The organism is Spirosoma sp. KCTC 42546, assembly GCF_006965485.1.
GTDB lineage: Bacteria > Bacteroidota > Bacteroidia > Cytophagales > Spirosomataceae > Spirosoma.
The window spans coordinates 1,377,055-1,401,473 of sequence record NZ_CP041360.1 but is presented as its reverse complement, the minus strand read 5'-3'; the positions used below and the strand labels follow the sequence as shown (position 1 = coordinate 1,401,473).

Genomic DNA, 24,419 nt, shown 5'->3' with positions numbered 1-24,419 from the left:
TTCATACTTCCCTGCTCCGCGCCCCTTGCTCCTCACGAACATCTTACACCAACACCTCAATTTTCATCTCCATATTTCCCTTTACCGCTTTTGAGTAAGGGCAAACGATATGGGCAGATTCGGCTAGCTGTTGTAGCTGATCATGGTCCATTCCAGGGGCTTTCACCGTAATTTTCCCCGACAGAAACATATTGTTTCCGTCTTTATTAAGCGAAATACTAACCTCCACGGCATGTGTAGGCAGGATAACTTTCCGACGTTCCGCCACCGCCATCAAGGCGCCATTGTAGCATGAGCTGTAGGCCGCAGCAAATAGCATCTCCGGATTCGGTTTCCCTCCTTCGCCGTGCATCTCAACCGGCCGTTTAACATCCATTTCTAAAATACCATCGAGTGATTTTACATCACCTTCGCGCCCGCCGACATTGCTGACGGTGGCAGTATACAAGGTTTCCATTTATACAGATTTAAAGTTTTCAGCCGTGTGCTGTCCGATGATAAACCCCTGATCAGTCGAAAAGTTATAGAACCCTGAATCCATTCTTCCACTATATTTAGGAAGTCTTGTACAACCAGGGCAACGTATTTGCAGGAAACAAGGAGCGTAGAGCAGTGAGCTCGGAGTAAAAGAAGGCTTTTCGGATGCTGAGCTCCCTGCTCCACGCCCCTTGCTAATCATTCCGTCATTTTGAACTACCTTTGTCTAAGGAACTTACTTAAATCAAAGCCGCAATAGAACGAGGCAGAGCGCGTTTTGGTAAGTAAGTTCGTCTATTCGCAGACCAGTATGAAAACGTTATACAAATTTTTCTCTAACCGGCTCCTGATTGGATGGATGGGCAGTCTTGGACTGGTTATTTGGTTCACAGTGGTACCCGCTTCTGCCCAACGTCGGCGCGAAAAAGCTGGTTCTGACACCACCCTGGCCAAGTCTGCGTCGACCACCACTACGCGTATTGAAGCCGAAACACAGTTTACAGAGGGTATCCGTTACCTGATGACCGACGAACCCACGAAGGCCATTGCCCAGTTCGGAAAAGTTCTTCAGAAAGACCCGAACAACGCTGCCGCTCAGTATTCTACAGCCAATGCGTTGCTAAAGACCGGAAAAATTGCGGAAGCAATTCCTTACGCCACGAAAGCCTATTCGTTAGATAATCAAAATAAGTTCTATACTCTTCTGTTAGCTGAGCTGTTCGTCAAACAAAAACGCTACGCCGAAGCGGAAGAACTCTACGAAAAACTGCTTAAAAAAGGGCCCGAAAATGCTGAGTACGGAGTCGAATTAGCAGCCATCTATCTGTTCAACGAAAAGCCAGACAAAGCGCTCGAAGCCTACAATAAAGTAGAGCGCGAGTTAGGGTTGAATGAGGAAATTATCCGGCAGAAACAGCGGATTTATTTGAAACAGAATAAAATCGACAAGGCGGTTGAAGAAGCCGAAAAACTAGTGGCATCAGAGCCTTCTGATCCTGATTATCTTCTCGAAGGAGCCGAGTTACTCATTGCCAACGATCGGGGAGATCAGGCCATTAACTGGATTGACCGGGCACTCAAGTTAAGTTCTGATTTACCCCAAGCCCACGTATTACTGGCCGATATCTATCGCAAAAAAGGCGATATGGATCGCGTGACGAAAGAGTTGAATCAGGTCCTGGCTAATCCAAATCTGGAAGCAGGCTTGAAAGCGCGTATTTTATCGAGTTATGTAGGAATGACCGGCGAAAATACAACCGCTCGTCAGGATGCCCTCGGTATGGCGCAGAACTTAGCCAAAAGCTCACCGAATGATCCGAAAACCCAGATCATGCTGGCTGATTTGCTCATGCAGCAAGGCAAAAAAACAGAAGCCCGTGATGCCTATGCAAAAGCAGCCCGGCTCGATGGGTCTGTTTATGAAGTATGGGGCGCTTTGCTGCAATTAGATGGTGAGCTGAACCAGGTGGATAGCTTACTGGCCCATTCTGAAAAAGCCCTTGAGGTGTTCCCCACACAAGGCTTGTTCTGGTACTCCAATGGAACGGCCAATTTATTTAAACGGAAATACCAGCAAGCTGTTGATGCACTCGAAGAGAGTCGTAAGTTGCTAGCTACCACATCGAACAGTGACCTTAAAAAACAGATTGATGCCCAATTAGGCGATGCTTATAATGGGATTGGGGACCACGCAAAATCAGATGAGTCATACGAAGCCGTCCTTAAACTAGACCCTATCAACGACCACGTTCTGAACAATTACAGTTACTTTCTGTCTTTACGTAAAGAGAATCTGCCCCGCGCTATCCAATTGGCGCAGAAACTTGTTGAACGGAACCCAACCAATGCAACTTACCTGGACACCTATGCCTGGGTGTTGTACGTGTCGAAAGACTACACCAAAGCAAAGCAATATCTGGAAAAAGCCCTGGCCGACCCAGCTAATGTAAGTGGGACCATTATTGAGCATTACGGTGATGTTCTTTTCCAGCTTGGTCAGCCAGACAAAGCAATAGAGCAGTGGAAACAGGCAAAAACGAAAGGCAATGCCAGCCCTGATCTAGAGAAAAAGATAGCTACTGGAAAGTTGTAAAAATAGTTTATGGTTTTCAGTTTACGGCTTACGGTAGGCTGACGCGTCATCATTGTTGCGTCAGCCTACCGTAAACCGTAAACTGAAAATCGAAAATCTTCCAAATGAATAAATACCTGTGCATTACAGTACTGTTGATTACCGTACTGGGTTCGGAAGGCTGTCGACGTAACCGTATGTCGCGCTCCACCAACCCGGTTGTTGTTACATCATCTATACCTGACTCCACATTAGCTGCCCGCCCTGCACCGAGTGCACCTACCGATACCGTCACTGTTATTCGTCCAGCCCGTCCGGGTATTGAAGAAGCCCGGGCCAATGTTGCCGAAATAGACTTTCGCTACCTCGCAGCCAAATCAAAAATTTCCTTCAAAAGCCCATCGCAGGACATTGATAATGCCAGTGTTAATATCCGGGTTCGGAAAGACAGCCTGATCTGGTTGTCGGTCTCCAAACTGGGGATCGAAGCTGTTCGGGGACTGATTACCCACGATTCTATCACGATCATCGACAAGATCCATCGGGAATATACCGTTTATGATTTCCCAACGCTGAGTAAGCAGTTCAACTTTCAAATGAACTTCCAGTTGTTACAGGCACTGATCGTTGGCAACTTACCTTTACCAAAACGTCCGGCGCAAAAAATCAAAAATGAGCGCGACTATTTATTGCTGCGGCAGAGCGAAGGAAAAGTACTGGTTGAAAATTATATCGGCGAACAGGACCGAAAATTAAAAAAACTAATGGTGACGGAACAGCCAACCAAAAACACGTTGCGGCTGGATTATGAGGATTTTACGTCCCTCAATAATTTCCTGTTTCCGTACACCAGCCTCGTTACCCTCGATTACCAATCGAAGACCGACGGGCAGTTTTACCAAACCTTGCTTCGTATCAAACATAACAAAGTCGAACTGGTCGATAAAAACCCGGGATTCCCATTCACGATTCCATCCAATTACCAGCGTCGGCCTTAAGAATTTTCGTTGGTTTTAGAACCCATGCACCCCACTCGTTTGTCTACCTTTCGAATCGTTTTCTGGTCAGCTATCAATCTGATGGTGCTCAGTATTGTGTGGTTTACCGAACCGGCTCAGGCACAAGTTCAGCCGCCGAATCAAACGCAGCGCAATCGGCAGGTTTTAGAGAAGGAAAAGAAGCAGAATCTGGAAAAAATGAACCAGATACGCACGATTCTGAAACAAACTGCAACGGAGAAGCAAGCCAGCTTGGGTCAGTTGAAGGCCCTTGATCAGCAAATTCAGACACAATCGAAACAGATTGGTCTACTTAATAAAGACCTTCGATTAACTGAGGCTGAAATTGCGGAGCTTCGCCAGGCCAGCACAACCCTCACCCAGGACCTAAACAAGCTTAAGTCAGAATACGGCTCTATGATTTATGCCGCCGATAAACGACGGCAGCAGGTTAATCCAATGGGCTTTTTATTTGCATCCGACAACTTCAACCAGCTCGTTGCCCGGTACCGGTACCTACGTCAGTATTCTGATGCCCGCCAGAGTCAGGTACGGCAAATGAATAACGTACAGGTCATGCTACAGGGAAAACAAAAGGCTACCCAACACAAACGCCTGGAACAGAAAAGTACGATTGGTGCCAAATTAAATGAGACTAAAAAGCTTGAAACGCTGAAGGTTGAGAAAAATGTAGTAGTTAAAGAGTTAAGCCAGAAAGAAGCTGAACTCCAGGCAGAACTGGCTGAAAGCCGACGGGCCATCAACCGGCTCGAATCTATGATTACCCGCATCATTGCGCGGGAAGCCAAAGAACGGGCTGAACGTGAAGCACGTGAGCGTGCCGAACGTGACCGCCTTGCCCGACTGGAAGCCGCCCGAAAAGCAGCCGAACGCAAACGGGCTGAAGATGCCATAGCAGCCGCCGAAAAGGCGGGCGAAAAACCAGCCCCGGCCGATGTGGCCAAAGTGGAGCGCCCTACTGAACCTGAGCCCACCGTCAAAAAACCTGACGAACGACGGAACAATAACCTCAATGATGAAGAAACTGCCCTGGCTTCGTCATTCACAGCTTCACGAGCGCATTTACCCTGGCCTGTTACAAAAGGATTCATTTCGGATCGATTTGGCCGAAAGCCTCACCCAGTACTAAAAGGCATTTTCGTAGAAAACCAAGGCGTTGATATTCAGACAAATGCCGGAGAAGGCGTTCGATCCGTGTATGATGGCATTGTGCAGGATGTAACGAGTATGCCCGGCATGAACAACGTGGTGGCTATCCAGCATGGCGATTACTTTACCGTTTATGCCAAGCTAAAAAGCGTATCCGTCCGGGCAGGTCAGCGCGTAAAAGCCCGCGAATCCATCGGAACGGTAGCAACGGATAAAAATGGGGTGTCTGAAATCCAGTTCCAAATCTGGAAGGAGTTTACCAAACTCAACCCCGAATCATGGCTTACGCCCAGGTGAATTTTCGGTTTTTCGTTTCAGGTTTTCGGTTTAAGCTCACCAGTTGCGACAAGAGTGCATAGGTAAAAAGGTTGTACTTTTACGCACTTTTACCGAAATCCGTAAACAGAAAACCGACACAATGTCTGTTCATAACCCCGACATCAAGCGCGTTACCACGCACACCATCCAGGAGTTAAAAAATAAAGGCGAAAAAATCTCTGCCCTAACTGCCTACGATTATTCGATGGCCCGGGTCGTTGATGCTGCCGGAGTTGAATTGATTCTGGTCGGCGACTCAGCCTCGAACGTTATGGCGGGCCATGAAACAACGCTGCCCATTACCCTCGATCAAATGATTTACCATGCCAGCTCGGTAGTGAGGGGCGTTAAGCGGGCGTTGGTTCTCGTCGATTTACCATTTGGCTCCTATCAGGGTAACTCATCGGTAGCATTGCAATCGGCCATTCGAATCATGAAAGAGTCGGGCGCGCATGCGGTAAAGATGGAAGGGGGTCTGGAAATCAAAGAATCCATCGTCCGGATTTTGAGTGCGGGGGTTCCCGTAATGGGCCACCTGGGTTTAACACCTCAGTCTATCTATAAATTCGGCACCTATGCCGTGCGGGCTAAAGAAGAAGCCGAAGCCGAAAAGTTGATGGAAGATGCCCACATGCTCGAAGACATTGGCTGCTTTGGTGTTGTACTTGAAAAAATTCCCGCATCCTTAACCAAAAAAGTGTCCAAGAGCCTGACTATTCCGACCATTGGGATCGGTGCGGGCCCCGACGCCGATGGTCAAATCCTGGTTTTTCACGACCTGCTAGGTATTAACAATGAGTTTAAGCCACGCTTCCTGCGTCGGTACGCTGAGCTACACAAGGTTATGACAGAGGCCATTGCTCATTATGTGGATGATGTAAAAGCCAACGACTTTCCGAACGAGAAAGAAGCGTATTGAGTTAAAGGATAAATGAATAATGTACAATGAATAATGCACAGTGCATTTCCATTTTTCATTATACATCATTCATTATCCATTACTTATCATGAAGAAGAAACCATATCAGGTTGTTTACGAAGATAACCACCTGTTAATTGTCAATAAAGATCCAGGCATTTTGGTGCAGGGTGATCGCACCGGCGACACTACTTTACTGGATGTTCTGAAAGACTACGTTAAGGAAAAATACAACAAGCCTGGCGAGGTATTTCTGGGATTGGTTCATCGGCTCGACAGGCCTGTAAGTGGCCTGGTTGTGTTTGCCCGCACTTCGAAAGCCCTGGAGCGCATGAACGAGATTTTTCGGAAACGACAGGTGCAAAAAACCTATTGGGCTGTTGTTCGACAAAAACCACCTAAGGATGCCGATAAGCTGATAAACTGGCTGGTTAAGGATGAGCAGAAAAATCAGGTAACTGTCTATGACTATGAAGCCCCAAATTCGCAGAAGGCCGAATTATCGTATCGGGTGTTAGGGCGAATTAATGAGCACTATTTGTTAGAGGTTAATCCGGTTACGGGCCGCCCCCATCAGATTCGGGCTCAGCTGGCGCATATGGGCTGCCCGATCAGGGGCGACGTAAAGTATGGATATGACCGTGCCGTAGCCGATAAGAAAATCTATCTGCACGCCCGTCGCCTGTACTTCATTCACCCGGTTAAGCAAGCCGGAGCACCAGACCGCCCGATTATCTGCAAAGCAGGCTTACCTAACGATCCGTTCTGGGAGGAGTTCCTGGACCTGGATGACGAGGATTATAAGGATAAGAATCTGGATTTCATTTTTGAATAATAGCAGCTTATCCAGGGCTTGTTCAAAAAGTTAAGGGCCGCATTTTCTGATCCCCAGAAATGCGGCCCTTAAAACAGTTGGAGCTACGGTAAAGTCGACTCCAAACATATGTATCCATAAGGATTACTTAGCGTTCAGTCAATGTCGTTGCCGACGCTTGTTCCGAAGGAGCTATATCCGAAATGATTTGTTCCATAACGCGCTCAACCATCTGCACAATCCCACGCAAGGCTCCGAAGATGATGCAGAGAGGCAGAATAATGGGCAAGAAAAAAACCCATTGAAAAATCATGTACAGGCGGAAATTTCTCATCGGCTTCAAGATGTAATTTTAAGATTAAGGTTACGGTTTGGCAAAAGAGACAACTTACAAATCAGTGTTTAGTACACCATTCTATTCTTATTCAAAGTTAACCTTGCCTTAGTACAAAAACAAGGAGACCCTCTAAAAGTTTATAATTAACGACTAGTGTTGTGCGCGCCTACTGGTAAATATATTGTGACTTGCCGTACCTGCTCTAACATCATCAATTATAATGCCAAAAAAAGTTACGTCCCCCTAAGTTAATTAATCTATAATTAAGATTTCTATTCTATTTAAAATTTTCAGTAAATGTTACATTAATAGCTCTCTATCAGCAGATTTAGTCTATTCTACATGTATTAACCTGAAATGCTACGAATTGGATTTGTCACGTATATATAGGGTCCTGCCTGAGCTACTTCTATATCAATAACCCCATAATCTTCAGATCGGGCTAGGAATGTCCATCCTTTATAAATGCAAAAAGTCGTCAATACTACTACTGACGACTTTTGCTAGTTGGCCGGTTAGGCTAACTTATTTTAACGTTGCCACCGCGTCTTTGATCCGCTGAACAGCTTCCACAAGCGACTCGTCGGAAGCCGCGGTTGAAATACGCAGGCAATTAGGCGCACCAAAGCCCGAACCGGCTACAGTAGCCACATAAGCGGTGTTCAGCAACCAGGCAGCAAAATCGTCTGAGTTTTCAATACGAGTTGTGCCATCTGATTTTCCATAATAATAGCTGATATCCGGGAAAGCGTAGAAAGCGCCCTCAGGTACGTTTGTCCGGAAATGCGGTACCTCTTTCAACAGTTTCACGACTAAATCACGCCGACGGTGATATGCCTTAGCCATTTCCATGGACGGCTCCATCGGACCGTTCAAAGCCGCAACGGTTGCTTTCTGGGCAATGGAGTTTGTGCCAGACGTAACCTGGCCCTGCAATTTCTCTACGCCCTCAGCAATCCATTTAGCTGCACCAATGTAGCCGATACGCCAGCCCGTCATAGCATAGCCTTTAGCCACGCCATTCACGGTGATAACTCGTTCAGCTACTTCAGGTATTGAGCCCATGCTGAAGTGACCTTCCGGCGTGAAGTTGATGTATTCGTAAATTTCGTCGGCCAGCACGTACACATTTTCGTGACGGGCCACCACCTCGGCAATAGCCCGCAGTTCTGCTTCGGAGTAAATAGAACCGGTTGGGTTGTTTGGCGACGCGTACATCACAATCTTGGTCCGATCGGTGATGGCTTCCTCAAACTGCTCGGGTGTAACTTTGAAGTTGTTGTCGAACGAACCGTCAATAACTACAGCTTTCCCTTCGGCCAATTTCACCATTTCGGAATAACTAACCCAGTAAGGCGAGAAGATAATGACCTCATCGCCAGGATTAATCAATACCTGAATGACGTTGGCAAGTGAATGCTTGGCGCCAGTCGAGACGACAATATTTTCGGGTTTCCAGTCAATATTATTGTCGCGCTTGAACTTATCGGCAATAGCCTTGCGAAGATCGGGGTAGCCCGCAACGGGCGAATAACCGTGGAAACCATCGTCGATGGCTTTCTTGGCGGCTTCGCAGATGTGTTGGGGCGTTTTAAAATCCGGCTCTCCAACACTGAGGCTAATTACTTTGTGGCCCAGTGCCGCCAATTCGCGGGCTTTTTTGGTCATCGCCAGCGTGGACGACTCCTCCAGCGCATTGATGCGGTCGGCTAACAAACTCACGGTGTCAAGCGTGGCAGACATAATCGGTAATGTTTTTGAGAAAATGATAACAAACTGAGCGCAAAGGTACTATGTTTTCAGTGGAGGGGCGAAGTTTTTGGGGAATTAAAAATTAATCACCTCACTTTCATCTTCGCATTCTTCCAGCAACTCAACCGTTGTTTTCTTCAAAACTGGATGCACAAACGCGGGAGCAATCTCAGCTAGAGGTACAAGCGTAAAACGTCGCTGATGCAAATAAGGATGCGGAATCGTCAGCGTGTCGGTTTGCCAGATGAGCTGGTCGTAATACAGTATATCAATATCAATTACTCGCGCGCCCCATTTTTCTAGCCGAATACGCCCTAACTCCTGCTCAATAGCCTGTGTCTGAGTTAATACCTCTTCGGGTTCCAGCATCGTTTCAACAGCCAGTACCTGATTCAGATAAGTCGGCTGATCGGTTACGCCCCAGGGTGCCGTTTCGTACAAACCCGATGCGTTGACTACGAGTCCAACGCGTTCGGCAATCAGGTCAATTGCCCGCCTTAAGGTTAACGTGCGATCGCCGAGGTTGGCGCCGAGGAGGAGTATTTTCAATGAGTGAATGAGTGAATGAGTGAATGAGTGAATAGCTTCGAGCCGATTTTATTCGCTCATTCATTAATTCACTCATTCATCGATCAATAATCTTTAATTGGCTTAATTCCGTAATAGGCTTTAATGTCCTCTTCGCTGGGTGTTTTGGCAGGCCGAACAATCCGGAAGCCCACGAAGGAGGCCGAGGTTAGCCACCAGTCTGACTTTGGGCTTTGCGGGTCAAGGACTTTCCAGGCGGGTGCCGAAGGTGTGCGTGCCGCCGACCGTAGCACTTCGGCTGCGTCGTCCCATGATCCACCCCGTACCGAGTTCGGATACAGGGTAGTGGTTGGTGCATACGGCTCCTTTTTGCCACTAGCTACCTGCTTGTAATAGTCTTCAATGTACTGATCCTTTGTCCATTCCATTACATTACCATGCATATCATAAAGCCCGAATGGGTTGGGCTTTTTAGTACCCACTTTCTTATAACCACCATCACTATTTCCTGTAAATACGGCATATTCACCCAGCTTCTTCACATCTGCCCCAAATGAGTATGGGGTTGTTGTATTAGCCCGGCAAGCGTACTCCCATTCAGCCTCGGTAGGCAGGCGATAAAACACGCCGGTTTTCGCATAAAGCCAGGCGCAGAATTTAATGGCCGCATATTGGGTCATGTTAATGGCCGGATAACCAGCCCGTCCCATACCAAAGGACATATCTACATACGGAGGGCTAGGGCGCGTAGTCGCATCGGTTTTAGCCAGATTAGCGTCCGATTCAGTGTACTTCGCGGCCATTTCCTTTTCCATATTTGTAAAGGCAAACAGATCGTAAAGGTCCCAGGTTATTTCGTATTTCCCCATATAAAAGGGCTCAATCTGCACCTTATGCTGTGGTCCTTCGTCGGACTGGCGGCCTTTTTCAGCGGCAGGACTACCCATCATGTAGCTTCCACCCGGAATAGCCACCAGTGCATAGGTCTGATTACTACCAGGAACAGTTTGGGTATAGGATTTGAAGTCGGTTGAGGTCTGGGAATTGGCGCTACCGATGGCGCCAGCCAGTAATACTATAGTTGATAGGAGATAGTTCAGCCGCATTGTTGGTTATGAATATAAAAACAGCATTGAGCGGTAAAAGTACGAACGATTTTCTTTGTTGTACCTTTGTGCCTTCAAACCTATACGGTTTTCAAAATCATGTAGGTCTTCCGAACTTATGAACTATCTATCAGCCGAAAATTTAACCAAGTCCTACGGCGACCGCACCCTGTTTAAAAACCTCACATTTGGTGTGAATCGGGGCGATAAAGTCGCTATTGTTGGGGCCAATGGGTCAGGAAAAACCACCTTATTATCCATTCTGGCCGGTGCTATGCCGCCCGATTCGGGTATTGTCAGCCATAGAAAAAATATTACCATCGGCTACCTCGATCAACAGCCCGATCTGAACGACGCCCTGACGGTTATGGATGTCGTACTAGCGGGCGAAAGCGCCCAGCTCGATGCCGTTCGTGCCTATGAGCATGCTCTCGCCCACGATGATCACGCGGGTCTCGAACAGGCCATGAGCAATATGGAAAAGCTCGAAGCCTGGGATTATGAAGCCCAGATACGGCAAATTCTGGGAGAACTGGGGATTCAGGATGTTGAGCAGATGGTTGGATCCCTCTCGGGCGGTCAGCGAAAACGGGTGGCTTTAGCACGAGTACTGATCCAGAATCCAGACCTGCTTATTCTGGATGAGCCAACCAACCACCTCGACCTCGAAGCCATCGAATACCTCGAAAGCTTTCTCAATACGAATAACGGTACGTTGCTGATGGTCTCCCACGATCGGTATTTCCTGGATCGGGTCTGCAATCACATTGCCGAAATGGACAATGGCCAGTTGTACACCTACAAAGGCAATTACGCCTACTTTTTGGAGAAAAAAGAGGAGCGTGAGATGGCTGCGGCCTCCGAGTTATCCAAAGATCGCAACACATTCCGGCGTGAACTGGAGTGGATGCGTCGACAACCCAAAGCGCGGGGCACAAAAGCCCAGTACCGAATTGATGCGTTTGAAGATCTGAAAGAGAAAACAAGCGGCAAACGCTCAGATGGCGAACTTGATCTGAACCTACGCATGGCTCGATTAGGTAGCAAAATCCTGGAAGTTGAAAACCTGAGCAAACGCTTTGGCGACAAGGTATTACTTGACCATTTCAACTACACCTTTAAGCGGCCCGACCGGGTGGGGCTTATTGGCAAGAATGGCATGGGCAAAACCACGCTAATGAACATGCTAACGGGCAAACTTCGTCCTGATTCAGGTAAGATCAGTACGGGCGGCACCGTAAAATTTGGCTATTACACGCAAACGGAACTGGATTTGCCCGAAAATCAGCGGGTGATCGACGTCGTGCAGGATGTGGCCGAAGTCATGAAATTAGCCAATGGCGATACCATCACGGCTACGCAATTGCTCAGTCGGTTTTTATTTGACCGCTCGAAACAGTATGATTTCGTAGCGAAATTGAGCGGAGGAGAAAAACGACGGCTTCAGCTTTTATTAGTCCTGGTACAAAATCCGAACTTCCTAATTCTGGATGAACCGACAAACGATCTGGATATAACGACGCTGAACGTTCTGGAGGACTTTCTGCTTAATTTTTCGGGTTGTGTGCTGATCGTAACCCACGACCGTTACTTTATGGATCGGCTGGTGGAGCACGTTTTTGTGATGGAAGGCGAAGGCAAAATTCGTGATTACCCGGGCAACTACACCGACTATCGGGAGTGGCGAGATGCACAGCCGAAAAAATCGGTGTCGCAACCGGACAAAGCCACGCCAACCGTTGCCAAGAACCAAACGCCTGTACCGGCGGTTCCTCCGGCAGCAACCCCAGTGAACGGCACAAAAAGAAAGCTATCGTTCAAGGAGATCCGCGAATACGAAACACTTGAAAAAGAAATCGAATCGCTGGAACAACGGAAAGTAGAGGTTGTGGATCTGCTGAATGCAGGTGGCCCTCATGAGCAATTGATAGCCTGGTCGCGTGAGATTGAGCAAATTGAGCATAGTATTGCTGAAAAATCAGATCGCTGGCTTGAACTGGCGGAATTTATATAATTGTGAATGAGCGAATGAGTAAATGAGTGAATAGCTGCTACATGCCCTATTCACCCATTCACTTATTCGCTCATTCACTCATTAATTATGAACCAGATAATCGACTTTTTTCAGTATCTTCTTAACTCCGAAGAAGTTATCCGAACGGGGGGGCTTGTATTAATTACGCTCATCATTTATGTGGAGAACGGTATATTTTTCGGTTTCTTCCTACCGGGCGATTATCTGCTGTTTTTATCGGGCGTGTTTGCCGGAACCAAACTGCTGAACGTACCCCTCCTGCTCTTACTCGCGTGTATTTTTGGGGCGGCTGTACTAGGGTCGTTAACGGGCTATCTGACAGGGTATTATTTCGGCGCGAAAATCAAAAATCGGCCTGATTCCCTATTTTTCAAGCAGAAATACATCGACAATACACGGGCTGCGTTTGTACGTTATGGCAACGGGGCATTGATTATTTCGCGGTTTCTGCCGGTTGTACGCACATTTGCTCCTTTATTGGCGGGACTTATTCACATGCCCTTCCAGTTCTTCATGCTCTACAATGTTGTTGGGGGAGCCATTTGGGTACTGACGCTGGTAGGGGGCGGATTCTACTTCGGTGAGCGATTCCCGGGTATCGTTGACTACGTCCAGTACATTATCATTTTCTTCTTAGCCATTACCACCTTCACGGTTATCAAAGGCTATTTGAATGCCCGTAAAGAAAATCAAGAGATATAAGATGTATGATCGGGGCCGCCCATGCAGTAGGGTATATGATATAGCAGGTCGCATGCGAAAGCAATACATCCTATTTGATACCTACTATATCATACTTCTTTCTCTTCGTTTTCCAGTTTATTGACGAGTTCCACCATGGTATCAATAACCTGATCCATTCGCTCGTGGCCAATAATATCATCAAATTTATTACGAGCCTCCTGCATGCAGCCTTTCAGGGCCATGAATAATTCTTTTCCCCGATCATTCAGGAAAATGATACTCGAACGGGAGTCGTTCGGGTTCTTCTTCGTATAGATATAACCTTGGTCTTCAAGCAGACCAACGATCTTACTCATCATCTGCTTGGTTACACAGGCTCGCTTCGCTAACTCATTATTTGTTGTTCCCCCTTCTTCTATATTCGATAGGAACATGAGGTAACTCATTTTAAAATCAGTATAGCCAAGCGCATGTAGGCGCGGCTCAATAAAGACAGTGGTAAATCGTTTTAGACGCCAGAACAAACGACCGATTGATCGATCACGTATGGCCCGATACTGGTCAAAATCAAAGGAATTTTTATCTGTTTCCACGTTCATGAATCCAAATTAAAAAAGTATGAAACAATTTCACACTAAATTTTGTACAAATATAGTCAACCTTCTTGACTTTATAGTCAACCTGGTTTACTTTTGCACATCAATAGTCAAACAAGTTGACTATATGATTTGTTCACGATGAATAAATAACCGCTAGCGGAACAAAGATCATGGCAACAACAACGGCAACCCGAATGGAAACAACTACCGAAGAAAAAAGCGGATTAAGTACGTACTTGCCGCGTATTATTATAGGCCTCGTTCTTATTGTAGGAGGTTATTTTGGCTATCAGGCATTCCGCCACAGCCAGCAATATGAAACAACCGATAATGCCCAGATTGAAGGCAACTCGGCCCCGGTACTGGCTCGTGTAGCCGGTTATGTAACATCCGTTAATGTGGATGATTACGCGAATGTAAAACAAGGTCAACCCCTGGTGACGATTGACCCGCAGGAATACGATGTAGCACTGGCACAGGCAGAAGCGGACTATCAGCAATCGCTGGCCGATCTTGAAAACGCCCGTGCCGATCTGCAAAACGCACAGGCTACTGCCCGCAATGTAGCGCAGAACGCCCGGGTTGCTCAGTCGAATGCACAGGTGCAGGCGATCCGACGGAACAAAGCTCAGCAGGATTTACAGCGCGACCAGAATCTTTATAAAGAACAATCGCTGACCAGAAAGCAACTGGAGGATTCGCAGAATAATGTAGACGTACAGGCTGGACAGTATACTGCGAATGTGGAGCAAATTAATCTCGCCAAAACGTCGGAAGGTGTAGCACAGGCTGGTATTGCCAAAGCGCAGGCCAACATCCAGAAAATTCAGGCGGTATTGAAAGTAAAACAGGCGGTTATCGAAAGCGCCAAGCTGAAAGTGGGTTATGCCCGGCTTGCCGCTCCGATTGCTGGTAAAATTGGTCGTAAAAACGTAGTGGTTGGTCAGTACGTGCAGCCTGGACAGAATCTGTTCACGATCGTTGCGGATTCAACATTCTGGGTCGTTGCCAATTTCAAGGAAACCCAGCTGGAGAAAATGCAGCTCGGCCAACAAGTTGACATTAAGTTAGATGCCTACCCTGACCTCGATATCAAAGGTCGCGTAGCTTCTCTTTCCGACGCTACAGGTGCCCGCTTCGCCTTACTGCCTGCGGATAATGCGTCGGGTAACTTTGTAAAAATCACGCAACGGGTTCCGGTAAAGATCGAGATTCTGAACCCGGAAAAATACAAAAATCAACTGCGGGCGGGTCTCAGCGTAGACGCTGAAGTTCGGGTAGCAAACTAAAAAAGGAGGAAAGGAAGGAGAGGTAATAAAGGACGAAAGTGCGCATCACGCTCTTATCCTTTTTTCCTCTCCTCCTCTTCCTCCCTTCTCCTCCTTACATTATGGCAACTCAAACATTGGCTCCTCCGATGCAGGCGACGTATCCAACCGGATTTAAACGGTGGATTATCGTAGTAACAGCCATCTCGGCGGCCATTATTGAATTAATTGATACGTCTATCGTGAACGTCGGCCTGACCGACATTGCCGGGAACCTCGGTGTCACGATCGAAGATGTAGCCTGGGTAGTAACGGCCTACGCCATTGCCAACGTCATTGTGATACCGATGACCGGCTTTTTACAACGGTATTTTGGCCGCAAGAACTATTATATCGGATCTATTATCTTATTCACCATTGCTTCCTACGGCTGTGGTTTCGCGGATAATTTGTGGGTACTTGTAGGCTTCCGATTCCTGCAGGGAATTGGCGGTGGAGCACTTCTGTCGACCTCACAGGGATTGATGTTCGATGCGTTTCCGCCTTCACAACGGCCTTTGGCATCGGCCTTGTTCGGTATGGGTATTGTGCTCGGCCCTACCCTTGGTCCTACACTGGGTGGTTTTATTATCGACAATTACCATTGGAGCTGGATGTTTTACATCAACGTCCCAATTGGTATTGTAGCCGTTTTCCTGAGTCTGGCTTATATAGACAAGAAGGAAGATGAAAAAAATATTGACCGAAAAAGCATTCAGATTGACCAGATTGGCATTCTGCTGCTGGCCGTTGGCATCGGGAGTTTGCAGTATGTACTGGAGCGGGGCGAAGCTGACGATTGGTTCGATAGTAAAGTAATCCTGTGGCTGACAATGGCCGCTGTCGTTGCCATTCCACTCTTCATCTGGTGGGAACTCAGGGGGAGCAAAGATCCCGTAGTAGATCTCCGGGCCATGAAAAACCGGAACCTGGCAGTTGGATCAATTTTGATGGTCGTTATTGGTTATGGCTTGTTTACTTCAGTCTTGTTGTATCCACTCTTTGCCCAGCGTATTGTGGGGTTAACCGCGACCCAGACGGGTAAGCTTCTGGTACCTGGCGGTTTAATCATGCTCCCCATGTTTGCGCTGGTTGGCCGATTACTGGCCAAAGGCGTATCGCCAAGGCTGGCCGTGGCACTGGGGTACGTAGCCTTTGCCACCTTTTGCTTCCTGATGTCGACCTATGATATGAATGCCTCCAATGGAAACTTCATTATGGCGCTTACAATTCGGGGGGTTGGTCTGGCATTTGTGAACGTTCCGCTCATTAACCAATCGGTTTCAACATTGGAGCCCCGCCAATTACCAACCGGTATCGCTATCGTAAACATGATGCGTCAGGTTGGTGGGGCCTTCGGAGTTGCTATCACCAATACGTATGTAACGCAACGTGTGGCCGTTCACCGGGGCGACCTTGTTTCGAATCTACAGCCTGGCGATCTATTGACAACGGAACGCGTAACCGCCATGACACAGGCATTGATTGCCAAGGGTGTTAACGCATTTGATGCGGCAACAGGAGCCTACAAAAACCTAGATCTGATCATTTCAAGGCAGGCGCTAATGCTTTCCTATCTGGATACCTTCAAATTGGCGGGTTTGTTTTTCGTGGTCTCGTTCCCGTTGCTATTCTTATTAAAGCAGAAGAAAATGGATGCAGCTACGGCCAAAGCCATTGCCGATTCAGCACACTAATCGCCGTGTTCAGTTTATGGCTTACGGTGAGTGACCATAAACTGAATACCGACAACTCCTTCAACTATGACTTCCAAACTACTAACAATAACTGCACTGCTGATAGCGGGAGCCATTCAGGCTCAGAATCAGCCAGCGCAACTTCCCGACGATTTGAGGGCACTGGTTCAACAGGCCAACGCAAATTATCCGGTGTTGAAACAGCAACAACAACAGGTTCAGGCCAATGAGCTGCGGGTCGATATTGCGCGTACAGCCATGAAACCAAACGTTTCTGGCAATGCATCCTATCAATACGTAACTCCTGTAGCGCAGGCCACGCTTCCGGTCGATGGGGTCAATCGGACTATTCAGTTTCAGCCCAATCATAATGTTAATGCTAACGTTGCTGTTGGTCAGACGATTTATGACTGGGGCCGAACAAATGCTTCCGTTCGACAGGCTACTGATAACGTTCAGCTATTGCGCCGAAGTCTGGAAATCACACAGCAGTCCCTGGCTTATCAGGTGGCCGCAGCTTATTATGGCGTTGGTTTTTTACAGCGGAGTTTAACGGTACAGGATTCTGTTATCCGAACGGCCGGTGCCAACGTACGCTTGCTAGCCACACGACTCCAAAACGGCGATGCGCTCCAATATGACGTGCTTACGCAACAGGTTCGGGTGAAAGTAGCCCAGAATCGTAAGATTGAGATTCAGAACCAACTGGAACGACAACTGGCCGTTCTGACCTACCTAACGGGGAACCCAAACCCAGATATTAGCCGTGCCGTTGAACAGTTTACGCTGGAAGCGATGTCGGGCCGTACGCCTACGCAGGCTTTTACGCTGGCTAACGATACGCAGTCGGCATTGGCAGGTAACAAAGATGTACAATTGGCTCAGGATCGTGTTCGGCAGGCCGAAACGGATGTATTGGTGAACAATTTGGGCAATCGACCCAACCTTAGCTTTTCGGGATCAGCCGGTTTCCGAAATGGGTATCTTCCCGAAATCAACACGCCGAAATTTAATATTGCCGCTGGCGTATCACTAACGGTGCCGATTTATTCCGGGAAGCGGTATCAATTACAGAATCAGGCTGCTCAGCTCAACCTGAGTGCGAGTCAATACGCAGTTGAGAATGCCAATGCGCAGGTTCGCCAAAGCATTGCCCAACTCAACGCCGATATTCGGAGCAACCAGACTCGTCTGGCCAACCTCGAAACGCAGGTAGAGCAGTCTCAGAAAGCTCTTCAGATTGCCAACGCCCGCCTGCGGAATGGAGTCATCACGAATGTTGAGTTACAAAGTGCCGAAACAGGCGTAGAAGAAGCCGAGCTGGGTCGATTGAATTTCCAATATCAACTGATGTTAAATCAGTTAGAACTGAAGCGGTTGCTGGGGGAGCCTTTGTTTTGATACCAACTTCCCAGTGTTCGTAAATGAATGAATAATGAATAATGTGTAATTGATAACGATGAATGGCCTGATTTTTAAGCAGTAGTCATTATGCTTCGTTCATTTTATATTGCCCATTTACGTAAACCGTTCCCTAAAAATTGTTAAGAAATCGGTCAGAGACATACTAAATCGCGCAAAAAATGGCTTCTATACATACAGACAACAGGTTGCAAAACAACGATCGTATTATGAAAGAGCGAGTTATTGAGATTCTGAAAGACTTTGGCATACAGGAAACTGCCATCACTGACCAAACTCATTTCTCGCGCGATTTGGGTATGGATAGCCTCGATACGGTTGATCTGATTATGCAACTTGAACAGGCATTCGGAATTCGAATTCCCGACGAAGATTATGAAAAACTGACAACCATGAAAGGTGTTCTGGATTATCTGGAAGCAGAACAGGCCGTGGTTTAAACTAAAAAAAGTCCCGAAAGCTGATTTCGGGACTTTTTTGTTATACACTCATATTTACCAACGCATTGCCCCTCAGGACTGGAATTACGTCGTAAAGATCATGTTGCAGACAATAAGCAATGTCTTTCTGAATACCCAGCCGTTGTAAGCGTCGGATGTGTGACGCATTCGCCATGTAGCCAATTAGATTATCTTTGCCCTGTACGTAGAGCCGCCAGGCCATAATGGCACTGTCTTCAGCCATAGCATAACTGTCTTTTAGGCGATCCACCAGGGCACCCGCAAAGAGCGTATCTTCCAGATTGACACGTCCTTTCCAACCTGCGCAAAGCACCATCACGTCGTACCCGTCCGTTTTGAGGAAGCGAACAATCGCATCTAAATTCAGGAAAGACCCTACCAATACTTTTACAGCAGCTCTTGATTTGGTAATGGCCAGGGTTCCATTTGTAGTGGTCATAGCTACGTTTGCACCCCGAATGCGCTCGTCCATGTAGGTAAACGGCGAGTTATCTAACTCAAATCCATCCACTTTACGGGCATTTCGTTCGGCAGCGGCTAGATAGCCTCGCTCCTGCCAATCCCGGCATTCTTCTACGGTAGCAACGGGAATAATACTGTTTACGCCATAGGCAAAAGCAGTTACCATACACGAAGTCGCCCGGAATACGTCGGCCACCACAACAATGGTATTTTCAACGGTGTGCAGGTGTAATAAATCGGGGGTAAAGCAAACGTCAATTTGTTTCATTTTGGTTGAATGTGGTGTCGGTTTCCGTAACGACGGACCGCTCAAAACCGACACACTTATAATAGAAGGTGTCAGTTTTGAGAAACCGACACCACAAAAACCCATTATTTTTTAACGAAGGGAGGTTTAACAACAACGGCTTTTAAGAGCCGGTCGCGGACTTTGACAAAGATTTCGGAACCGGGTTTGCTGAAGGCCGTTTGAACGTAACCCAGACCAACGCCTTTGCCCAGCGTAGGCGATTGAGTTCCCGACGTTACTTCGCCAATTTGGTTTCCATGAGCATCCGTTAATTCATAATGCCCGCGGGGAACGCCCCGGTCTACTAATTCAAAGCCAACCAATTTGCGGGGAACACCCTGCGTTTTTTGGGCTTTTAATAGATCGGCATCAATGAAATCGTGGGTGAATTTAGTGACCCAGCCCAGGCCCGCTTCAATGGGCGAGGTTTCGTCAGTAATGTCATTGCCATACAGATTATAGCCCATTTCAAGGCGTAATGTATCGCGTGCACCCAGACCAATAGGTTTTAAGCCGTACGGCTCACCAGCCTTTACGATGGCATTCCAAACCTCTTCAGCCTGGTGATTGGACACATAGATCTCAAAACCACCCGCACCCGTATAGCCAGTGGCTGATACAATTACATTGGCACAACCGGCAAAATCGGTTTTTTCGAAGGTATAATACTCCATCGAATCAAGGTCGGCCTTGGTGAGCGACTGTAAGGCCTTGGCAGCCAATGGCCCCTGCACAGCAAACAGGCACATATCATCGGAGACATTTACCATGGATAGTGGTGCGCCATCACGATCGTAGTCCGATACATACTGGCTAATCCAGTTCCAGTCTTTTTCGATGTTAGAGGCATTGACCACGAGCATATATTCAAGCTCACTGATCCGATATACCAGCAGGTCATCAACAATACCACCCCGGCCGTTCGGCAGGTAGCTATATTGCACTTTGCCATCATACAAAATGCTGGCATCATTGGCCGACACGCGCTGAATAAGGCCCAGTGCCCCTTCGCCTTTGAGGATGAATTCGCCCATGTGCGAGACATCGAAAATACCCACCGCGTTACGGACGGTATTATGTTCGTCGAGGTCGGATGAGTAACGAACGGGCATCTCAAAGCCCGCAAACGGCACAATTTTAGCACCTAACTGCTGATGGATGTGATGGAGAGGAACTTGCTTAAGCGTCGTGTGTTCAGACATTGCAGGGGAAGTAGAGTAGTGTCGTTTAGTTGTTAATGACTCAATAAATCAGCACGTTATCAACCTACTATATGGCAGTGGTTTGCAGTAAGACTAGCATTTTGTAGGCGATTTTGTAAGCCATCTCCTACTCTTGCCACAATTACTTATCAAGCCACTATTACGCTATAGTTTGACAAAACTACGACAAATCTAGTGTCGCTGAAACTACGCCTTACTTTTCAGTGCGACCAGCGCCGTGGTGACTTTTCATATAATTGAATCCATGAGCGTCAGAGAAAAGCGGGCGGTACTTAAACAACTCACTAATCAGACTAATAAGTAGCTGATTCGGATAGCTCAGGAACTGGGGATTCATAGTGAGGATTCTACTCTATTCAGAAGCGCTGGTGTCCTATATATACCAGTCTCCGGGCTATATACCAGCCTGAAAACATCACAGGGTTATCAGGGAGAGCTTTGAGGGTGAGTAGACTGAGAAGTATGTAAAGAATTTATTATGATTGTGAATAACCCTCTGTATATGTGGATAAAGCTTATTGCTAATTTTTTACCTATAGATGGGCGTAACCTGTTTAGCGAATAGGGTCTATTATCCGTTAGTAACCATTCCGCTGATAAGTCAAAATCCTTGGCTAATCAGCTCAAATAGCATAGTTGGGATACGTCTTCTGGATTATGTCGAGTTACCATTGTTTAGCCTGAAGAGCGTTACGAAGCTGATTTACCTCTTAACTTTTTTCGGTTCACCAGCGTATCAACCGCATATTGATACGCTGTGATTTGGGATTCATCCTGCGCAAATGATGTTTAAAAATCGCCCGAAGCAGTAGCGACTTCGTGAATCATTATCTTCCTCAAATCCCGACAAAAATGGAATAAACAATAGCTATTGCGACAAGAATAGCCAAAATGATGAGGGGTCGGTTTGTAGAAAAACGATTCATGATTGGTTAACAGGTTTAGTTTGTTTGAAGTGTTTAGGTTTTAATTGGGGAGCCAGTGACTCACCAGGCGTAATGGCATAGTGGCCTTTTTCGAGCTTTGATATAGTCTGACTGGGTACAGACGTTTTGTTTAGTTTATTCTCCTCCTGTTGTTGCTTACGGGCGTATTCACGCTGTGCAGCGAAAATTTGGAAGCCAATAATGGCCAGTACCACCGCAAAAAAAATAAATAGGCTCATTAGAATGTGTTGTTTTATATATGGGAGATTTCATTAGGATGTAGTTAAGAAATAATAAAGTTTAGGCTAAAAAAACGGTAAACCGATGTACACTACTCGTATACCCGATTAATCAACATGGCAACTACATTGGGCTTTTCATCACAGTAAAAGTCCCCTCCTATGGTATAGACCTGGCTACCCGTAGGGGACTGGACAACTCGGACAATGTGATGCACATTGACATAATAGGAATCGACACCGCCGTACTGGGATGATCGTTTTAAGTTGATAAATGGATTCATAACCTTGATTGGTTTTAAGAACGAATGCCCTTGGGCAAATTTTTACTGTTGTCTTATTTTTTGATCAGTACCTTCAGTTTATCAATTTCAGCCCTTAGCTCCATGTTGGCCTTTTGTTGCTCGATCAAATACAGCGTCAACTTCTCCACTATCTCCAGCAGTTTAGCATTCATCTGGACCAGATACACCCTCTGATTACCGACCTGCTCTGTTTAGGGAATCTTCGGCAAGTGCTGATCCAATTCGATATACTTCTTTACCTCTGAGAGCGAGCGCAGGTTATAGCCTGCAGCAAACACACCTTATCGCTCCATTCGGATGGGTTATTAATTCTCAGTTGGTACCGTGCCTTAACCACACCGCCTTTCTCATTGACTGTTAAGAACTGATCGTTTAAGTATATTGTTGGGCTGGAATTCGTTAGATTGGAGAACCATAAGCCGCTGACATCCGCCGTTTCGCCAACCAGTTCCAATCGGGTGGTTGGAGAGGTAGTAAACAATCTTACTTATCGATGCGTATGTTCCATCAATACTATTAATGGGTATTTAATTACCATGTTTTACGGTGCTTTTTGGGTTACGCTTCTCCTTGAGAGTATCAACTAAAACTATTCATTTAGATTAATAATTATCCGAATCTTACAAAGTCAATAAATATTAATGCATCCGTGTAAGCGATATGTATTTAGGGGTTAGCCGACAAATTTACAAACAGATTACGGTTTTAACCGCTGCTCGCTCATATTAGCCTCAGTACAGAGAAAAATTGATGGGCAGATTATACTTGACCCGTACTTTCTGCCCACGCTGAAAACCTGGTTTCCATCGACCACTCATTTTCTGTACAACACGTACAGCTTCCTTATCTAAATCAGGATGAACACTTTTCAACACTTCGTAATCGCACAGCGTACCATCTGTACATACCACGAAGCTAACAAATACTTTACCTTCTGCACCAGCTTGTTGCGCCTTACGTGGATACTGAAGATTATTTGATAAAAACTCCCCCAGTCCCTGCAAGCCGCCTGGAAATTCAGGTTGTTTTTCTAGCACACTATAACGAACTGTATCTCCTTCGCCAACCCGTGCCTTTCCAAATTGACAGACACCCTTATCATACTGCTCTTCAAAGAAATAGGAATTATCAATATAGCGCCCCGTCCAGTTTCCATGCTTAAATCCATTTTTATAGGCTCCTTGCTCAATAAAAAGCGTATGTCTAACTGTATCGCTTTTCGATCTAACGCGTGTTTGATAGATAGCGTACCCATTTCCGTCTTTGACTTTCTGATGACCAGTGCTATCCCAATAAGCAGTAACTTGTTCTGGCTCGTTCTGCACCAACGCCTTAATTTCACCAACTGTTTTTATTTGTTTGATTTGCCCATTCGTATACCATGTTGTATTCGTCGATTTCCCATCCATCTCCTCATTTTTCTCAGCAACTGCTCCATTTAAATGAAAGTTTAATTCGGAGCCCGCCCGTTTACCATTTTCATAATAAGCTAGACTCACAAGCTTTTGCATTTCATCTAGTACAAACACTTCTCCTTCCCAAAATTGATTGTAGTTTTGAGTACCAATTGCATAAAGTTGTTTGTTAGATATATTATGCTTACCGCTCTTTTTGCGAATCAATAACAATCGAAAGTATTCTTTCCAATTCTTGTTTTTCATTTCATAGACGGACACATCTCCACTAGGAATACCATTTGTATCCATAGGCGTCACTCGTTTGAAAGCAGCCCGACTACTGTCTTCTAAAACTGGTTTACCATCACTCCCAAAATAGTCAATTCTAGCGCCACCCATATAGGCAAACGGTGTATTCGGCTTGAATGTAACTGGAAACGTAACTTGCTGCCGAACGGCGTGCCCATCTTTTTGAGCCGGTTTCCACGCGTTGAACAAACCAAATACACGTGCAGCCTCCCGGTCACAATCAGGCCGGATACTATTCATCAATTTCACATCAGAAACACTACCATTGATTTCAACAATGGCACTAATAATAATACGCCCACCAATACCTTTAGCTTCGGCCAGGACAGGTTTTCGAAAATTTGTCTGAATAAATGTCTTCAGAAAGGAGATGCCACCACGCGGTTCAGCAACAGTATCAACCTCAAATTGTTGATAAGCCGTTTGTTGGGCAATTACAGACGAAAAGAAAAAGAGAAACGGAAGTAGAAGCCAAAATCTCATGACAAGTTGTTTTTATGCAATTGTCGGTAAGATACAAAAAGGCCTAATTTGATGACAAATTCAATGGCATTTTATTGAAGCACGTCCTTTA

Annotated in this window: 22 protein-coding genes; 11 read left to right on the top strand and 11 right to left on the bottom strand. The window is 46.4% G+C overall.

The genetic code is table 11. The annotated features are described in order from the left end of the window. Positions 1-43: 43 nt before the first annotated feature. Positions 44-457 (bottom strand): Ohr family peroxiredoxin, encoded by a 414-nt coding sequence (locus EXU85_RS05645; RefSeq protein ID WP_142771134.1) that lies wholly within the window; start codon positions 455-457, stop codon positions 44-46. A 330-nt stretch (positions 458-787) separates the two neighbouring features. On the opposite strand from EXU85_RS05645, the gene EXU85_RS05640 reads away from it, so the two are divergent. The 5 genes from EXU85_RS05640 to EXU85_RS05620 all read left to right on the top strand — a co-directional run bounded on the left by EXU85_RS05640 (position 788) and on the right by EXU85_RS05620 (position 6,788). Beyond that, positions 788-2,569 (top strand): tetratricopeptide repeat protein, encoded by a 1,782-nt coding sequence (locus EXU85_RS05640; protein ID WP_142771133.1) that lies wholly within the window; start codon positions 788-790, stop codon positions 2,567-2,569. A gap of 104 nt (positions 2,570-2,673) precedes the next feature. After that, positions 2,674-3,546 carry a DUF4292 domain-containing protein gene (locus EXU85_RS05635; protein WP_142771132.1) on the top strand — a complete coding sequence of 291 codons (873 nt, stop codon included), beginning with the start codon at positions 2,674-2,676 and terminating at the stop codon, positions 3,544-3,546. A 24-nt stretch (positions 3,547-3,570) separates the two neighbouring features. Next, complete coding sequence (locus EXU85_RS05630) at positions 3,571-5,013, top strand: murein hydrolase activator EnvC (protein ID WP_142771131.1); 1,443 nt, start codon at positions 3,571-3,573, stop codon at positions 5,011-5,013. Between the two features lie 121 nt (positions 5,014-5,134). After that, positions 5,135-5,953 (top strand): 3-methyl-2-oxobutanoate hydroxymethyltransferase, encoded by an 819-nt coding sequence (gene panB, locus EXU85_RS05625; RefSeq protein WP_142771130.1) that lies wholly within the window; start codon positions 5,135-5,137, stop codon positions 5,951-5,953. 88 nt (positions 5,954-6,041) lie between these two features. Continuing rightward, positions 6,042-6,788 (top strand): RluA family pseudouridine synthase, encoded by a 747-nt coding sequence (locus EXU85_RS05620; protein ID WP_142771129.1) that lies wholly within the window; start codon positions 6,042-6,044, stop codon positions 6,786-6,788. A gap of 127 nt (positions 6,789-6,915) precedes the next feature. Here EXU85_RS05620 and EXU85_RS05615 read toward each other — a convergent pair whose 3' ends face one another. From EXU85_RS05615 to EXU85_RS05600, 4 genes are all read right to left on the bottom strand, one after another. Beyond that, positions 6,916-7,101: a hypothetical protein gene (locus EXU85_RS05615; protein ID WP_142771128.1), complete on the bottom strand. Its 186-nt coding sequence runs from the start codon at positions 7,099-7,101 to the stop codon at positions 6,916-6,918. 528 nt (positions 7,102-7,629) lie between these two features. Then, a complete protein-coding gene (locus EXU85_RS05610) occupies positions 7,630-8,847 on the bottom strand; it encodes a pyridoxal phosphate-dependent aminotransferase (RefSeq protein WP_142771127.1) in 1,218 nt (405 codons plus the stop codon). Positions 8,848-8,931: 84 nt separating this feature from the next. Then, on the bottom strand, positions 8,932-9,405 hold the full coding sequence (gene folK / locus EXU85_RS05605) for a 2-amino-4-hydroxy-6-hydroxymethyldihydropteridine diphosphokinase (RefSeq protein WP_371731988.1): 474 nt from the start codon (positions 9,403-9,405) through the stop codon (positions 8,932-8,934). A gap of 83 nt (positions 9,406-9,488) precedes the next feature. Then, positions 9,489-10,490, bottom strand: a complete 1,002-nt coding sequence (locus tag EXU85_RS05600; protein WP_142771125.1) for a formylglycine-generating enzyme family protein — start codon at positions 10,488-10,490, stop codon at positions 9,489-9,491. Positions 10,491-10,608: 118 nt separating this feature from the next. Here EXU85_RS05600 and EXU85_RS05595 point away from each other — a divergent pair, with 118 nt between their 5' ends. Together EXU85_RS05595 and EXU85_RS05590 are read left to right on the top strand one after the other, a co-directional pair. Further along, positions 10,609-12,504, top strand: coding sequence for an ABC-F family ATP-binding cassette domain-containing protein (locus EXU85_RS05595; RefSeq protein ID WP_142771124.1), 1,896 nt, complete (start codon positions 10,609-10,611; stop codon positions 12,502-12,504). 87 nt (positions 12,505-12,591) lie between these two features. Then, entirely contained in the window at positions 12,592-13,227 is a 636-nt protein-coding gene (locus EXU85_RS05590) for a DedA family protein (RefSeq protein WP_142771123.1), read from the top strand. An 89-nt stretch (positions 13,228-13,316) separates the two neighbouring features. On the opposite strand, the gene EXU85_RS05585 is transcribed toward EXU85_RS05590, so the two are convergent. Then, a complete protein-coding gene (locus EXU85_RS05585; protein ID WP_142771122.1) occupies positions 13,317-13,808 on the bottom strand; it encodes a MarR family winged helix-turn-helix transcriptional regulator in 492 nt (163 codons plus the stop codon). 170 nt (positions 13,809-13,978) lie between these two features. Here EXU85_RS05585 and EXU85_RS05580 point away from each other — a divergent pair, with 170 nt between their 5' ends. From EXU85_RS05580 to acpP, 4 genes are all read left to right on the top strand, one after another. After that, positions 13,979-15,097, top strand: coding sequence for an HlyD family secretion protein (locus EXU85_RS05580; RefSeq protein ID WP_246859439.1), 1,119 nt, complete (start codon positions 13,979-13,981; stop codon positions 15,095-15,097). A 101-nt stretch (positions 15,098-15,198) separates the two neighbouring features. Further along, the gene (locus EXU85_RS05575) at positions 15,199-16,812 is read left to right on the top strand and encodes a DHA2 family efflux MFS transporter permease subunit (protein ID WP_142771121.1); all 1,614 of its coding nucleotides are present in this window, start codon (positions 15,199-15,201) and stop codon (positions 16,810-16,812) included. 66 nt (positions 16,813-16,878) lie between these two features. After that, the gene (locus EXU85_RS05570; RefSeq protein ID WP_142771120.1) at positions 16,879-18,213 is read left to right on the top strand and encodes a TolC family protein; all 1,335 of its coding nucleotides are present in this window, start codon (positions 16,879-16,881) and stop codon (positions 18,211-18,213) included. 230 nt (positions 18,214-18,443) lie between these two features. After that, complete coding sequence (gene acpP / locus EXU85_RS05565) at positions 18,444-18,674, top strand: acyl carrier protein (protein WP_142771119.1); 231 nt, start codon at positions 18,444-18,446, stop codon at positions 18,672-18,674. Positions 18,675-18,714: 40 nt separating this feature from the next. On the opposite strand, the gene EXU85_RS05560 is transcribed toward acpP, so the two are convergent. The 5 genes from EXU85_RS05560 to EXU85_RS05540 form a co-directional block, all read right to left on the bottom strand. After that, positions 18,715-19,425 carry a 2-phosphosulfolactate phosphatase gene (locus EXU85_RS05560; RefSeq protein WP_142771118.1) on the bottom strand — a complete coding sequence of 237 codons (711 nt, stop codon included), beginning with the start codon at positions 19,423-19,425 and terminating at the stop codon, positions 18,715-18,717. Positions 19,426-19,529: 104 nt separating this feature from the next. Then, entirely contained in the window at positions 19,530-20,648 is a 1,119-nt protein-coding gene (gene gcvT, locus EXU85_RS05555; RefSeq protein WP_142771117.1) for a glycine cleavage system aminomethyltransferase GcvT, read from the bottom strand. A 943-nt stretch (positions 20,649-21,591) separates the two neighbouring features. Then, positions 21,592-21,834, bottom strand: a complete 243-nt coding sequence (locus EXU85_RS05550; RefSeq protein WP_142771116.1) for a hypothetical protein — start codon at positions 21,832-21,834, stop codon at positions 21,592-21,594. A 92-nt stretch (positions 21,835-21,926) separates the two neighbouring features. Further along, a complete protein-coding gene (locus EXU85_RS05545) occupies positions 21,927-22,118 on the bottom strand; it encodes a hypothetical protein (RefSeq protein ID WP_142771115.1) in 192 nt (63 codons plus the stop codon). A 752-nt stretch (positions 22,119-22,870) separates the two neighbouring features. Next, positions 22,871-24,328, bottom strand: a complete 1,458-nt coding sequence (locus tag EXU85_RS05540; RefSeq protein ID WP_142771114.1) for a TonB family protein — start codon at positions 24,326-24,328, stop codon at positions 22,871-22,873. Positions 24,329-24,419 lie beyond the last annotated feature (91 nt).